Genomic DNA, 14,870 nt, shown 5'->3' with positions numbered 1-14,870 from the left:
AATAGAAATGGAAATTAAAATAAAAATAGAAATGGAAATTAAAATAAAAATAGAAATGTAAATTAAAATAAAAATAGAAATAAAAAATTAAAAATTAGGTCGAAGAAAATTGAAATCCTATAAAACAGTATCCACATCAGAAATACTGTCTAAAACAATAATATCGATATCCTCTTCGTTCACTCTTTCCTTTTCATCTTCATCTAAAGTGGAATTTACAAGAATAGCGCTCATTCCTGCATTAACCGCTCCCATACAGTCAACATCTAATTTGTTTCCAATCATGATACTTTTTTTGACATCACAGGCCATTCTTCTGCATGCTTCAATATATATTTCAGGATCTGGCTTTTCAACTCCAACTTCCTCTGAAGTGATTACAATATCAAAAAAGTGATATAGATTCAATCTGACCAATTTTTCCCATTGTTTAATTGTAATTCCATTAGTGATAGCCCCTAATTTATATCCTTTACTTTTAAGATAAATTAGAATCGCACTTGTTCTTGGGAAAGGTCTTAAAAGAGCAAATTTTACATTGTGATATGTTGTCATACCAATAGCTACTAAAAGAGGATCTTCTTTACCTAAAACTTCTTCTGTAAGAATATTGAAGTGTTTGGAATAGTTTGAACCTTTTTCTTTAATAATGTCCTTTAATAAATCATATGCTTCATCTGGTTCTAAAGGCAAACCATTATTACACATACTTTCAATAGCCGCATGTCTTGCCAAATCTGCAAAACTTGAAGTATCTACAAGAGTATCATCAATATCAAAAAATACAGCTTTTGTCATCATTACACCAAATTAAATCTTAACTAATAATTTATAAAATTTCATTTTCAATAATATATTTATTTTAGTATTATATAAAAATTCCTAAAGAAAAATACTCATTAAACTAAATATTTGCAAATTGAAATCAAAATAGTGTTAAAAGAAAGCATCTAAACTTTGTTGCCTTTCATTAGAAGATAACTCCCTTAATCTATCTTTATCATAACCTAAAGGTTCCATCATCCTTGAAACAGCAGGAATCAATTGATTTTCAATATAATACTCCTTATCATATTCTATTCCTTCACTGTATTCATAAGGAACAGCACGCTCACTAATTGAACCTTTTCCTTTAGCAATTATATACTGGACAATGGTTCCTTTACCCACTTTAATACCGTGAGCCTCTATTTCTCTAGCAGCAACAACATGAGGCCCAACCTGCTTATAATCATCAAGATTCTTGGTAATTTGAGTATGGATAATCAATTCCTTCATATCCAAATTTCCAGATTTAATTTGTTTAAGAACTTTGCTAATAATCTTTTCAGCTTTTTTAACATTCCCCTCTTTTAAAATAGCCATTAGAATATCTTCTTGAGTTTTTTTAGCTATTGGAGCCCAATCTCTCCTAACAAGCTCCAATCCTTTTGCAATGATCTTACCATCTTCGATTACAGCATACCTCTTTTTGCTTACAAAGAACCCTCTTCTATAGAATCCTTCAAATTCCAATTCCATTGTATCAGGTAAAGAGCCGTTAAAATAAGATAAAAACTTATCTTTTTGTACCTTTATCTCATTTTCAATAGCTATCTGCTCGGGGGATTCAATCATTTTTACACCTAAAAAGTAATTAATTCTATACAAATATATCTTTTTTATCTTTTTAATAAATCTTTTTAATATATCCTTACTTAATATTAGTTTATAGAGTTTATCTATCTAAAAACTGTTTACCTATTAAATATCTATCTAATATCTATTTAATATCTATTAAATATCTATCAAATATCTATCACATAGATATTATGAACATAAACATTTAATATTTAATATCTAAGTTAATATTAAGAATAGTAATATATATTAAACTCAATATTGATTCTTAATAAAAAATATATATAATAAAGTTCAATATAATAAAAACAATCTAATATGATTGAAACAGTTCATTATAATAAAAACAGTTGAAGGGATTGCTATGAAAGACTCTGAGAAAATTATTATAGAATTCATCAAGTTATCAAAAAATCGAGAGAAAATATTCAAAGCATTAGATGGAGAAACTTTAAAGCCTACAGATATAAGCAAAAAGACTAATATCCATAGTAACAATGTAAGTCGCATTTTAAGCCAATTGCGAGAAAAGAACTTAGTTCGTTTATTAAACCCTGAAACAAAAAGGGGCAGATTATATGAATTAACTGATTATGGAAAAGAAATTTTAAATTTAATGAAATCACAAAATTAGGATTCATTAAATTTTAGAATTCTTAAATTTTAAAAAATATTAAAAATAAAATTATATTTTTATTTCTAAAGCTATAGGGCAATGGTCAGAACCTAATATATCAGATTTAATATATGACGCCTGGACATTGTCTTTAAATTCTTCATTTACAAAGAAGTAATCTAAACGCCATCCCACATTTCTTGTTCTAGCACGGGTCCTATAACTCCACCAAGTGTATTGGTCTCTTTCTTCTTCATGAAACATTCTAAATGTATCAATATAACCATTATTTAGGAACTTTGTAACCCATTCTCTTTCTATAGGCAAGAAACCAGATATATTTTCATTCTCTTTAGGCCTAGCAAGATCTATTTCCTTGTGTGCAGTATTTAAATCACCACAAATCACTAAATTATGACCTTTATCCCTTAAATCATTAGCATAATCAAGGAATGCATCATAGAAATCAAGTTTATATTTCAATCTTTCCTCACCACTTCCTCCATTAGGATAGTAAATGTTTAAAAGGGTAAACCCGTCAAAATCCAATCTTTGGAGCCTACCTTCAACATCAAACTTTTCAATTCCCATACCAGAATAAACCTCTTTAGGTTCAATAGCTGTATAAGTAGCTACACCGCTGTAGCCCTTCCTTTCTGCAGAATTGAAATAGCTTGTATAATCTGGAATATTAACTAATTTTTTTGGCAATTGATCTATTTGGGCCTTGGTTTCCTGAAGGCATACAACATCTGCCTTTTCCTCATTGAACCAATCAAGAAAACCTTTTTTATGAATAGCTCTAATACCATTTACATTCCATGAAATAAGTCTAATATCTGTCATAAGAATCACGTTTAAACAATAATTAAAAAATAAAAAATAAAATTAAGTAAAATAAATAAAAAAAGAATAAAAATAAAAAGATAAAAACTTGAAATTAATCAAACTTTACTCCTTCTTCTAAAGGAACCTCTCTTAACCAGCTAATATCACTCTTATAAAGCATTCTAATGTCAGATAAATCATATCTAATCATAGCAAGACGTTCAATACCTAAACCGAATGCTAAAGCTGGTGTGTTGATTCCTAAAGGTTCTAAAACTTCCGGTCTGAACATTCCGCAACCACCAAGTTCAATCCAGCTTTCCTTTTCTTCCAAGTAAATTTCACATTCTGTTGAAAGATAGGTGTAAGGGAAATAAGCTGGTCTGAATCTTACTTCAAAACCTAATTTCTTATAGAATTCCTTTAAAGTACCTAATAAGTTTTGATAATTGATTCCAGGAGCAGCAACAAGCCCTTCAACTTGATGGAACTCTGGTAAATGTTTATAGTCAAAGGTTTCTCTTCTGAATACCCTTCCAACTGAAAACATTTTGATAGGAAGTTCACCTTTTGCTAATCTTTGAGTGGAAATTCCAGTTGTATGGGTTCTTAAAACAGATTGGCGAGCAATATCCTCATCCCAGTTATAGTTCCAACCTTCAGAACCAGTATTTCCACCATTTTCATGAGTTTTAGCCACTCTTTGAACTAAGTCATCATCTGGCAAATCACAAGTCAATGGATTCTTTACATAAAAAGTATCCTGCATTTCTCTTGCAGCATGATCTTGAGGTTGGAAAAGAGAATCAAAATTCCAGAAAGCAGATTCCAAATAATCCCCTTTATCTTCAGTAAAGCCCATATTCAAGAAGATTTCTCTAATTTCCTGAATGATTCTTCTTAAAGGATGCTCTTTACCTGGGAAGAATATAGGATACTCTGCATTGATATCATAAGGTCTGTATTTCAAGTCTTTCCAGGATCCTTCCTTAAGCTGTTGGTGAGTCAATTGGGTAGCTTCCTCTTCAATGGTAAAGCCAACTTCCAAAATCTCACGGCCTAAATCAGTTAATTCAAAGCTGTGGAGAGTTGTCTTTTGCTCAGCAATAAGGTTTTTCCTTTCTTTAAGTGCAGATAAACCTTTAGCCATATCCTCATCCAATTGTTCCTTAGACAATTGTGCCTTTTCAATAAGAGTTCTTAATAAGGATTCATCATCACCTAATTTTTCTTTGCTGGATTCACCTACTTCAGTAATGGATAATACTCCCTTATCCATTTTTGCCCAGCTTTTACGAACCAACCAACCAATTGAGATATTGACTTCTTTTTTGTCAAGCCCTTCTAAACTAGCCAAATCCTTCATGGCCAATTGCTTTTTATCCTGCAATACCTTTAGGATTCTCCTTTCAGGAAGGCCTATTTCAGCATATTTTTTACCATTATCAGTCAAGCTAAATTTCTCTTTTGTCTCTTTGTTTACAATGATGATTCCTTTAGAAGCTAATGACCCTGCAGCACTCATAACTGATTTAATATTCAAACCAGTGTTTTCAGCTATTTCATCAGGAGTTGCATGTTCATTAATCTCTAACTCTTTTAATAGCTTTTTTTCATAAATATGTAATTCATTAATGATTTTATTAATATCTTCACTCATCTAAACACCAGATGTTTTTTATAATTAATTGATAAGAATAATTGATAGATCATATTTAATATTTTATTTAATTGATAAAAATTATTCACAATATCTATCATTTCATAATACTATAATATATCTCTAATCTAATTAATAAATATATTCAAAAATAGTAATCTTAAATTTTAATAAAAAATTGGATAAAATAATAAAAATAAGAACAATAAGAAAATAAGAAAATAAAAAAAAAAATAATAGACATTAGAAATTATCTGCAAGATATGATAAGAATATGGATGCTGCAGTTAAATCAGCAGTTGTTCCGGGATTCAATTTATTGTCATAAAGATAATCATCAAATTCCAATAATTTTTCTAAAAATGAATCATCATCCTTAAATTCCAAAATCTCACTTGCCTTTTTGGATACGTTTTCTGCCACTTCATTACCGTATTTTCTTGAAATCAAAGTGTCTGGAATTTGAGATAGGATTGTCATGAATGTTAAAACAGTTGCCTTATTTATTACATCAACATCATCAGAGCTTTTCCAAAAGTTTGAAAAGCAAGGATATCCAATTTCAAAGCAAACTGGCATTTTATTTGTGAGTTCATTTGCTAATCTGTCCCAACCTGCTGAGATTTCCAAAACATCAAACATTGTTTGATTATTTGCCCGCAATTCATCCTTAGCCTTTTCGCTCATAACATCAAATTCATCTTGATCACCCATACCACCCGCATCTGCAACATTGATTGCATCATAAAGGTTTACTGCATCTTCAACTGTTGTAGCATCCATTAAACGACCTACATTCTCTTGAATTTCATCAAAGCTATTGCTTATTGAAGCTGCAGCGGCAATTGGAATGCACATCATCATAATTCCTAAATTAGTATTGGTTTCAATCCATTTATTGGTTTCATCAACAGCTTGAAAAATGTATTTTCCCAATTCCGCTTTGGATAAGTCATCAATTTCCTTAGCTTGACTTGCAACCTCTTCCATAGTGTTTCCAATAACTACAGCACTTATAGCAAAGTCCTGAAATACCATATCATCGTAATTTCGAGTTCTGTGAACGTTTCCAGGTTTTGGCCAACCACTCACTTCAAGAACAGATGCGATTTGAGCCAATTTAGCAATTTCTTTTGCTTCCACAAACAAACCTCCCTAATCATAAGTGGTCTAAGGCATAAGGAGCGAAATTAGTTATAATTAAATCAGCCCCTGCTCTTTTTATGGACAATAATGATTCCATTATAGCCTCTTCAGATAAATAGCCATTTTCAATAGCTGCCATAATCATGGAATATTCACCGCTTACATTATAAGTTACTAAAGGCAAGGTGAATTCATCCTTAATGGTTTTGATAATGTCCAAATAAGGGAGTGCTGGTTTAACCATTAAAAAGTCAGCTCCTTCGATGATATCAAGTTCAGCTTCCCTGATTGCTTCAAGAGCATTTGCAGGATCCATTTGATAGGATTTTCTGTTTCCAGCTGAAGGAGAAGAACATGCAGCTTCTCTAAATGGATAATAGAATGAAGAAGCGAATTTAACTGAATAGGACATAATCATTGTATTGTAATAACCGTTTTCATCAAGAATTTCTCTTAAAGCTTGGATTCTGCCATCCATCATATCAGAAGGGGCTACAATATCTGCACCTGCTTCTGCATGGGATAGTGCAACTTTTGCAAGATATTCCAATGATTCATCATTTAAGATTTCAAAGCCAAAGTCAGTGTCATCATTCTTTTCAATCAATCCGCAATGACCATGAGAAGTGTATTGGCATAAGCAGACATCTGTAATGATAACCAAATCAGTTTCCTCTTTTAGCTTGCGAACAGTTCTTTGAACAATACCTGTTGAAGCAAAAGCAGGAGATCCAATTTCATCCTTTTTTTCAGCACTTGGAATTCCAAAGACAATGATGGATTTTAATCCTTTAGCTTCAAGTTCCTTTGCGTATTCTACACAGTCATTTAAAGAATACCTAAATTCTCCAGGCATTGTGGAAATTGCTTCCTTTTCACCATCTTTTAAGTCTTCCTTAACAAATATCGGATAAATCAAATCCTCTTTATTCAATTTAGTTTCACGTACAATGTCTCTAATTTTAGAGTTTTTCCTATATCTTCTCATTCTTGTAATTGGAAAATTCATGATCTCACTTCTTAATGATTATGTTAATAAAAAAATATTGTTTAAAATTTAATTTAGATTAAAATAGAATAATTTTAAGTTTAATTAAAGTTATTCATATTTCAATATTATTCATATATTAATATATTAAATTACCAATATAAATTTTAATATATTTTAATATATTTTAATATAATTTTAATATAATTTTAAAATAAACCCTGTAAAAACTTAAACTATATTAATGGAAATAAAAATATTTAATATTAGAAAATTAAAATTAGAAAATTGAACAAACTTATAAAAATTTAATAAAATTTATTGAGGAATAATATGGCAAACACTATTGGAAAAACCTTTTCAATTACAAGTTTTGGTTCCAGTCATGGAAAAGCACTTGGAGCAGTTGTAGATGGATGTCCAGCTAATTTGGAACTTAGCGAAGAGGATATTCAAATTGAATTAAATAAAAGAAGACCTGGAACAAGTGCACTAACAACATCCAGACAGGAAGGGGATAAGATAGAAATAGTATCTGGAATATTTGAAGGAAAAACAGATGGAACCCCGATCACTGGAATCGTTTATAACACTAATCAGATATCTAAGGATTATTCAAACATTAAAAACACTCCAAGACCGGGACATGGAGATTTCTGCTGGATGGAAAAGTATGGAATTTACGACTACAATGGAGGAGGTCGTGGAAGCGGTAGAATCACCATAGGGCATGTTATTGGTGGAGCTATTGCAAAGAAATTATTAAAGACACAAGGCATTGAAATAATATCCCATGTAGTTCAAATTGGAGATGTGAAGGCGGATAATATTGATTATGAAAACTTGAAAGATTCCATTGAAAAAAACAATGTCAAATGTGGTGATGAAGAAGCTGCAAAACTCATGGAAGAATTGATTCTTTCCAAAAAGCAGGAAGGAAATTCAGTTGGAGGAATAGTTGAAACAATTGCAACTGGAGTTCCTGCAGGACTTGGAGAGCCAGTATTCGGAAAGCTTGATGGTGATTTAGCACAAATTTTAATGAGCATCAATGCAGTTAAAGGAGTTGAAATTGGTTTAGGTTTTGAAAGTGCAAAATCATCAGCATCAGAGATTAATGATGAGTTCTACTACGATGAAGAGGAAAATATAAAAACTAAAACCAATAATTCTGGAGGAATACTTGGAGGAATGAGCAATGGAATGCCAATCGTTTCAAGAATTGCAGTTAAGCCAACACCTTCAATCTCTAAAATCCAGAATACCATTGACCTTGAAAAAGGAGAAAATGCAACAATTGAAATCAGTGGCAGACATGATCCATGCATATGCCCAAGAGTCACTGCAGTTGCCGAATCAGCTACAGCTATCATTTTAGCAGACCATATGATTCGCGGAGGATTTATACATCCTACAAACTTAAATAAATCCATTTAAATAGAGATAGATATTTCATGAAAGAATCTTGAAATTACATGAAATGGAAAAATAGCAAAAAATAGTGTATTGGAAAATTATTATTAAAAATGAATATATTGAAAAAATATTAAAAAAAATATTAAAAAAATAAAATAAGAAAATAATTTAATTGTCATAATTATTTTTCTTATTATTCCTTTTTTTATTTGGTTTTGATTCAAAATTAAGGGAATAGACATCCTCTTGTTTTATGCGATTTGCAAACCTGTCCTTAAGACGAATCATTTTAGAACGTTCAGGATATTTCTCATTGATATCCACTTTCATACCATCAAAAGCTGCTAATGTTCTGACTCCTGTCTTTTTAGAGACTCTTATTGCCTCTTCAACTGGATTTGCAGCAATCATCTTGAAACCAAAGTGGGTCATAATCGCTAAGCTTGGCTTGACTTGCTCAACAATGTCTATGAAATTATCAGTACACATATGTCCCCTAATGGATCTTGCTCCAGGCCTTAAGACACTGCCTATTAAAATGTCTGCATTTTTATGATATTTTGGCAATTCATCAAAATATTCAGTGTCAGCAGTGTATGAAATCTTAAATCCATTATTTTCTATTTGGAAACCTACACCTGTAGGGTCTCCATGTCTTGTTTCAGTACCTTTAATGGTAAATGAAGGAAAACGTGCTATCTTATTAGGAGTCAAGATCAAATTTTTAGAATTGCTTTTATGATAACTTGAAATAGCAGGACCCCAACGTTGGTATTTTTCAAAAACAGATTGGCTTCCCATAATGATACCATTATTCTTTGTCATTCCTCTTGTCATTGCCTCAATGAATATTTCGGCATCATTATAATGGTCTGTATGGGAATGAGAAATATAGACCCCATCAATTTTAGTGGGATTTACACCAAACTGATAAGATCTGACCAATGCTCCAGGACCTGGGTCGATTTGATAATTCTTTCCTCCGAAATCATCAATTCTAAAGCCCCCAGTCATTCGCTTCTGACTGATGGTGGCAAATCTACCCCCTCCAGAGCCTAAAAATGTAATTTTCATTATTGTCACCTTTTTATAAAATAACGCAAAATCAATAATAAACACTATCTATTCAAGATGACATAAAATGATATCACATTTTAAATTAGCCTTATTACGTTTAATGCATAAAACTTCATTTTCAATTACAACTTGGTCCTCCAATAATGCCTCATCATCACCTTCAACAAACATGATAACATTTTCACCAGGCTTTGCAAGAAGTTTCCAATTGATGTCAAATGCCCTTACATCAGGGTTTAACTTTACTTGAATCATCTTATCATCAATTGAATCAACAATTCCTACAGGACCTTCATCGATAATTGTGGAAGCCAATTTAATTGTTTCATTCTGTTGCAATAAGTCTTCTCTAAGTTTAGCTCTGAATTTAGCTAAAAGATTAATATCCATTTCAATGACTTCATCCAAATAAGGTTGAACCTTATCAATATACAAATCGTTCTGTTGGATAACTACATCATATTTAGTACCTACAGACGGTGTCTTTTTAGAAATATCCTCTAAAATTTGCCCAAATATGTCTCCCATATATTTTAAGCTAAAGCTAGGTTTCCATCTTTTCTTAAGCATTTCATTAGCTAAAGATTTTGTAATCTTATTTCCGAATACAATTATGGAAGAGTCTCCTCTTTTTCTGTTTATAATCTCAGAACCAGTAAGTTCAATGATTTGGAAACCATTGGTTGTACCATAGATTCTTTTTCTTTTGGTTTCCATAGTTCCTCTTGAACTGACTTCACCGACTGCTACATTTTCTAAGCTTTTTACTTTAGTTGCATCATCAGTTATTTTTAAACTTATATCAAGCTCTTCAGCTCTTGCATATAATTCTTCATCATTAGTTATTTCGCCAGTGTAAATTTCCTGTTCTAAAAGCTCACGTTCCTCTTTAGAACCAAAATAGGCAATTCTTCTCTTATCTCCTGCCATTACACATCCTTTCTTTCCAACATAAGCAATAATTAAACTCATACTCTCACATCGCTTAAACATTAGGCATATTAAATTTTACTAAACTATCCATAATAATTTCAATTTATGCCTATTAAATTTTAAATTTCATTTTCTTAAATTTATTAAAAATTTCAAATCTCAAAAAAGCATTTAAAAACTTATAAAAAACATGAATATAAAGGATTAGATAACCTTTCATAGAAACTTTTTTGAAATTTAATATCTTACTTTATATTTATATTTTTACAAATATAAAAAGTTTTTATAAAATATTTCAAAATTTAAATTAAAATAAAGGAAAATAATGAAAAATCGATGAAATTTTCACATAAAAATCTTAAATGTTTTAATTATATAAAACTTTAAATATTGAAAGGAACAAACTAAAATTAATTATTATTTGGAGGCAATAATATGGCTAAAATTAATGAAATTTACAGATGTAACCATTGTGGAAACATGGTTGAAGCTATTGTAGAAGGTGCTGGAGAATTAGTCTGCTGTGGAGAAGCAATGGAACTTTTAGAACCAAGACAATTACCAGAAGGTGGAGTAAAACACATCCCTGTAATTACTAAAGAAGACGGTAAAATCGTCGTAACTATGGGAGAAGAAGCACACCCAATGTTAGAAGAACATTACATTAATTTTGTTGAATTAATTGTAGTAGATCAAGTTTACCGTGCAAACTTAAAACCTGGTGATGAACCTAAAGCAGTATTCGATGTAAATGCAGAAGTTGAAGATGTAAAAGCTATTGAATATTGTAACATCCACGGTTTATGGCATTCCTAAGTATTATTTATTTTAAATAATACTTTTCTATTTTTTATTTTTTCTAAAACAATTTAATTACATTATTTTTACATTTTTTTACTATTATACTATTATACTATTATACTATTATACTATTTTTACTATTTTTACTATATCATTATACTCACTATCCTTACTATTTTTTATCAAATTACTAAATTTTATAATATATGAAATTCATAATATTAACATTATATAAGTTAAATATTTTTTTAATTAAATTTATCAAATTATTAACTAATTAAAAATATTATTTAAAATAAAAAAAATTAAATTTGATAGCATGAGAAAAGATATTATATTAATTGTTTTGATATTGATAGCCGTTGTTAGTATAAGCGGTTGTATTAATAGCCCTATTGATAACATAAACAACAGAATGAAAGATTTGAACACCGATATTACTGAAGGAGATAACGATTATAACGCTGCAATCAGCTCCATCAATAGCCGTGACTATTCAAGTGCAAACAACAACATTCAAATTGCAAAGGAAAAATTTAATGACGCAGAAACAAAACTTTCAGAAATTGAAGAATATGAAGAAAACCTAAATGAAAGTGTTTATAAAGAATATATTGATTTAATACAGGAAGAAGTGTCATTAAAGAAACAGGCAAGCGATGAGCTTTATTTAGCTATTCAATACTATGCAAATAATGATCCTTATTCAGGAAATTCATATGCTAATTCAGCGAATAATCAAATGAAAAAAGCAGTAATACTTCAAGGTGAAAGAAATCAATTAGTAGAAGAAAACTCAGAATTATTCAAAAAAGCAGGAATAATCTAAAATGATTATTCAACATAATAATTAATTTTTTTATTTGAATTATTCAATTTATTAGAAGATCTGTGAGGGGGAAAAATGAAAAAAACATGCCCTAAATGTAATGGAACCGGGTCTATAGTGGTAGATACAAAAATATGTGAAAATTGTGACGGAACCGGTTATGTGGATACATTTGAAATGAAAAATCACTTTAAAGGCGTGAACAGTAATGCTAAAGCTAAATTTGATTTAGATGCAGATCAAGATGTTCCATGTGAAGCATGTGATGGAAAGGGAATGGTAGATGTTTTGGAAGACTGTTCCTACTGTAATGGAACTGGTGAAATTACTGTTTGCAATGAATGTGGAAAACGTATTGATACTGATAAGAATTACTGTGATGAATGTGCAGAAAAGCAAGAAGAAGAGAAGATGAAAAAACAAGCTGAAAGAGAGAAAAATCCTGAAAAACTCGTTGTGGAATCTGACATCTCTGGAAAGGAAATCGTTTATGAATTAGATGGATTATGTGAAATGAGCGATTTGGAGCTTAATTCTATCTATAGAGGTAAAGTCACAAGAGTGGAAAGATACGGTCTTTTTGTCAGTTTAAACAATCAGGTTTGGGGACTCATGAGAACACGTAATTCCTCAAATAAAGTTGGAGATTATGTATTTGTAAGAATCACCCAAATCAAAGAGAGGAAACGTGAAGTTGACATGGCTCCTGCAAGTGTTTTCAAAGGAGAATACGTGATTAAAAAAGTCAAGAAAAACATCAAAAGGACCAAAATCGAAACACTTGATGATTCTTCACTCAGTAGCATTGTTAAAGTCCATGGAGAAGTTATACAAATTCAACAGACTTCCGGACCAACTATCTTTACAATCACTGATGAGACTGCAATTACCTGGGCTGCAGCATTTAATGAGCCTGGAGTTAGAATGTATCCTGAAATTGAAATAGGGGACATTGTAGAAGTAATTGGAGAAGTCAATAAGCATAATGGTGAAATTCAAATTGAGTCAAGCAGCATTGAAAAGCTTGAAGGTGAAGAAGCAAATAAGATGAAGGAATTCATTGATATTGCTTTAGATAAAAAGGCAGAACCTGATGATGTTGATTTCCTAATCCAAAGCCCTGTTTTAGATAGGTTAAAGCCTAAAATGAGAGAAGCTGCAAAAGTCATTAGAAGAGCAATTTTAGATGGAAGATCAATTCTTGTCAGACACCATGCAGATGCAGATGGTATCTGTGCAGGAGTTGCAATGGAAAAAGCAGTCATTCCTTTATTAAAGGAATTCAATCCAGATAATGATGCGGAATACCATTATTTCAAACGTTCCCCAAGTAAAGCTCCATTTTATGAATTGGAAGATGTAGTCAAGGATCTCTCATTTGCATTGGAAGACTTTGAAAGACATGGGCAAAAATTGCCATTGATTGTGTTGTTGGATAACGGTTCAACTGAGGAAGACATTGTAGCATTGATGCAAGCAAAAATCTATGACATAGAAATAGTGGTCATTGACCATCACTTCCCTGGCGAACTTATTACAAAAACATTGAAAAGTGGAGAAACCATTGATGGGAGCGTAGAATGTAATAATGAAGACATTATCGCTGGTACCGTTGCAGTGGATGAATATGTTGACACTCATGTAAATCCTTATCTTGTTGGAGGGGACTCCCAAATAACTGCAGGGGCATTAGCTACTGAAGTTGCACACATCATTAATCCAGATGTTGAAGACTTAGTTAAACACTTGCCGGCTGTTGCGGTTTTAGGAGACCGTGCAGAAGCGGATGAAGTGGAACAATATGTAAAGCTTGCATCTGAGAAAGGATATGATAGGGAGCAATTGAAGAAGATTGCTGAATGTATTGATTTTGAAGCTTACTTCCTTAGATTCATGAATGGTAGAGGAATTATCGATACCATTTTAGGTGTAGACAATCTTGACAAGCATCCTAAGATGGTTGAAGCATTATACAAGGAATACCTAAAACGTGTAGATACCCAAATGAAAGCGGCCTTGCCTAACATTAAAAGAGTCCAACTTGAAAATGGAATCTACTTCAATGTTTTGGATGTTGAAAAATATGCTCATAAGTTCACATTCCCGGCTCCTGGAAAAACCTGTGGATTTGTCCATGACAAGATTGTAAAGGAGATTGGTGAAGATAAGCCAATCATTACCCTTGGACATGGTCCTGACTTTGGAGTTTTAAGGGCAACTGATTCTGTTCATAAGATCTTTGGATTCAATGTAAACAATATAGTCATTAGTCTTGCAGATAAGATACCTCAAGCAGGTATTGATGGTGGAGGTCACGAATGTGCAGGATCAATAAAATATATTGAAGGTCTTGGCAAGGAAGTGTTGAATCAACTTCTAAGTGAAATCCAAAATATGACTAATGAATAAAAAAATAATTTCAATTGAAAAATAATTTTTTGATAAATTTTAATCATGAATTATTTTTTTTCTATTTTTTATTTTTTTCAATTTTTGAAAATTTACTAATTTTTCTAATTTTTAACTTTTTTCTAAATTTCTATTTTTTCTGATAACCCAAAATTAAAAATTTATTAAATTACTCTTTTTAAACTGTTAGATGTAGATATACTAAATTCATTTTTATAATCAGAATATATAATTCAATTAAATTGATTTTATGATTAATTAAATTAATTCATTTTGAATAAAGTATAATTTAATGAAATGTTACTATATTATTTTTGCACAAAAATGAAATTGTGAAAAATTGAGAAAATTTTTTATCAAAATTTTGTAAAAATGTAGATTTTTATGAAAATTATAAAAAATTTAAAAAAAAAGTTTTAAAGATATGAAACAAAAATATAATAAATTTAATTTTGGAAATTGTGGAAAATAACAAAATAGTTTTTGAATAATAGAATAAAAAAAATAGTTTTAAAAAAAGTTAAAAAAAATTATATAAAATAATTTT

General features: G+C 30.6%; 13 protein-coding genes. 5 read left to right on the top strand and 8 right to left on the bottom strand.

What is annotated here, in order from left to right; translation table 11 throughout:
- Positions 1-117: 117 nt before the first annotated feature.
- Positions 118-798: a TIGR02253 family HAD-type hydrolase gene (locus IJI80_RS00135; protein ID WP_292786239.1), complete on the bottom strand. Its 681-nt coding sequence runs from the start codon at positions 796-798 to the stop codon at positions 118-120.
- A gap of 138 nt (positions 799-936) precedes the next feature.
- Entirely contained in the window at positions 937-1,617 is a 681-nt protein-coding gene (locus tag IJI80_RS00130; RefSeq protein WP_292786236.1) for a DNA polymerase domain-containing protein, read from the bottom strand.
- 367 nt (positions 1,618-1,984) lie between these two features.
- On the opposite strand from IJI80_RS00130, the gene IJI80_RS00125 reads away from it, so the two are divergent.
- The gene (locus IJI80_RS00125) at positions 1,985-2,254 is read left to right on the top strand and encodes a winged helix-turn-helix domain-containing protein (RefSeq protein ID WP_292786234.1); all 270 of its coding nucleotides are present in this window, start codon (positions 1,985-1,987) and stop codon (positions 2,252-2,254) included.
- Between the two features lie 51 nt (positions 2,255-2,305).
- Here IJI80_RS00125 and IJI80_RS00120 read toward each other — a convergent pair whose 3' ends face one another.
- The 4 genes from IJI80_RS00120 to hemB form a co-directional block, all read right to left on the bottom strand.
- Positions 2,306-3,082 carry an exodeoxyribonuclease III gene (locus tag IJI80_RS00120; protein ID WP_292786232.1) on the bottom strand — a complete coding sequence of 259 codons (777 nt, stop codon included), beginning with the start codon at positions 3,080-3,082 and terminating at the stop codon, positions 2,306-2,308.
- Positions 3,083-3,176: 94 nt separating this feature from the next.
- Positions 3,177-4,724, bottom strand: coding sequence for a phenylalanine--tRNA ligase subunit alpha (locus tag IJI80_RS00115; protein ID WP_292786230.1), 1,548 nt, complete (start codon positions 4,722-4,724; stop codon positions 3,177-3,179).
- A 243-nt stretch (positions 4,725-4,967) separates the two neighbouring features.
- Positions 4,968-5,867, bottom strand: coding sequence for a triphosphoribosyl-dephospho-CoA synthase (locus IJI80_RS00110; protein ID WP_292786228.1), 900 nt, complete (start codon positions 5,865-5,867; stop codon positions 4,968-4,970).
- Positions 5,868-5,883: 16 nt separating this feature from the next.
- Positions 5,884-6,879 carry a porphobilinogen synthase gene (gene hemB / locus IJI80_RS00105; protein ID WP_292786225.1) on the bottom strand — a complete coding sequence of 332 codons (996 nt, stop codon included), beginning with the start codon at positions 6,877-6,879 and terminating at the stop codon, positions 5,884-5,886.
- 312 nt (positions 6,880-7,191) lie between these two features.
- Between hemB and aroC the strand changes: the two genes are divergently transcribed.
- Positions 7,192-8,295 carry a chorismate synthase gene (aroC, locus tag IJI80_RS00100; protein ID WP_292786222.1) on the top strand — a complete coding sequence of 368 codons (1,104 nt, stop codon included), beginning with the start codon at positions 7,192-7,194 and terminating at the stop codon, positions 8,293-8,295.
- 147 nt (positions 8,296-8,442) lie between these two features.
- On the opposite strand, the gene IJI80_RS00095 is transcribed toward aroC, so the two are convergent.
- Positions 8,443-9,348, bottom strand: coding sequence for an MBL fold metallo-hydrolase (locus tag IJI80_RS00095; protein WP_292786219.1), 906 nt, complete (start codon positions 9,346-9,348; stop codon positions 8,443-8,445).
- A 48-nt stretch (positions 9,349-9,396) separates the two neighbouring features.
- Entirely contained in the window at positions 9,397-10,323 is a 927-nt protein-coding gene (locus IJI80_RS00090; RefSeq protein WP_292786216.1) for a DUF2121 domain-containing protein, read from the bottom strand.
- Between the two features lie 396 nt (positions 10,324-10,719).
- Here IJI80_RS00090 and IJI80_RS00085 point away from each other — a divergent pair, with 396 nt between their 5' ends.
- The 3 genes from IJI80_RS00085 (at position 10,720) to IJI80_RS00075 (ending at position 14,323) form a co-directional block, all read left to right on the top strand.
- Positions 10,720-11,100 (top strand): desulfoferrodoxin, encoded by a 381-nt coding sequence (locus IJI80_RS00085; protein WP_292786214.1) that lies wholly within the window; start codon positions 10,720-10,722, stop codon positions 11,098-11,100.
- Between the two features lie 337 nt (positions 11,101-11,437).
- Positions 11,438-11,914: a hypothetical protein gene (locus tag IJI80_RS00080; RefSeq protein WP_292786212.1), complete on the top strand. Its 477-nt coding sequence runs from the start codon at positions 11,438-11,440 to the stop codon at positions 11,912-11,914.
- 75 nt (positions 11,915-11,989) lie between these two features.
- The gene (locus tag IJI80_RS00075; protein WP_292786206.1) at positions 11,990-14,323 is read left to right on the top strand and encodes a DHH family phosphoesterase; all 2,334 of its coding nucleotides are present in this window, start codon (positions 11,990-11,992) and stop codon (positions 14,321-14,323) included.
- Positions 14,324-14,870: the final 547 nt, after the last annotated feature.

The organism is Methanobrevibacter sp., assembly GCF_017432245.1.
Classification (GTDB): Archaea; Methanobacteriota; Methanobacteria; order Methanobacteriales; family Methanobacteriaceae; genus Methanobrevibacter.
This window is presented reverse-complemented; position numbering and strand designations above follow the sequence as displayed.

Excerpts from the sequence above, each read along its gene's own strand:
- IJI80_RS00135 (WP_292786239.1), bottom strand. The coding sequence starts at position 798 with ATGACAAAAGCTGTATTTTTTGATATTGATGATACTCTTGTAGATACT.
- IJI80_RS00130 (WP_292786236.1), bottom strand. The coding sequence starts at position 1,617 with ATGATTGAATCCCCCGAGCAGATAGCTATTGAAAATGAGATAAAGGTA.
- IJI80_RS00125 (WP_292786234.1), top strand. The coding sequence starts at position 1,985 with ATGAAAGACTCTGAGAAAATTATTATAGAATTCATCAAGTTATCAAAA.
- IJI80_RS00120 (WP_292786232.1), bottom strand. The coding sequence starts at position 3,082 with ATGACAGATATTAGACTTATTTCATGGAATGTAAATGGTATTAGAGCT.
- IJI80_RS00115 (WP_292786230.1), bottom strand. The coding sequence starts at position 4,724 with ATGAGTGAAGATATTAATAAAATCATTAATGAATTACATATTTATGAA.
- hemB (WP_292786225.1), bottom strand. The coding sequence starts at position 6,879 with ATGAATTTTCCAATTACAAGAATGAGAAGATATAGGAAAAACTCTAAA.
- aroC (WP_292786222.1), top strand. The coding sequence starts at position 7,192 with ATGGCAAACACTATTGGAAAAACCTTTTCAATTACAAGTTTTGGTTCC.
- IJI80_RS00095 (WP_292786219.1), bottom strand. The coding sequence starts at position 9,348 with ATGAAAATTACATTTTTAGGCTCTGGAGGGGGTAGATTTGCCACCATC.
- IJI80_RS00090 (WP_292786216.1), bottom strand. The coding sequence starts at position 10,323 with ATGAGTTTAATTATTGCTTATGTTGGAAAGAAAGGATGTGTAATGGCA.
- IJI80_RS00085 (WP_292786214.1), top strand. The coding sequence starts at position 10,720 with ATGGCTAAAATTAATGAAATTTACAGATGTAACCATTGTGGAAACATG.
- IJI80_RS00075 (WP_292786206.1), top strand. The coding sequence starts at position 11,990 with ATGAAAAAAACATGCCCTAAATGTAATGGAACCGGGTCTATAGTGGTA.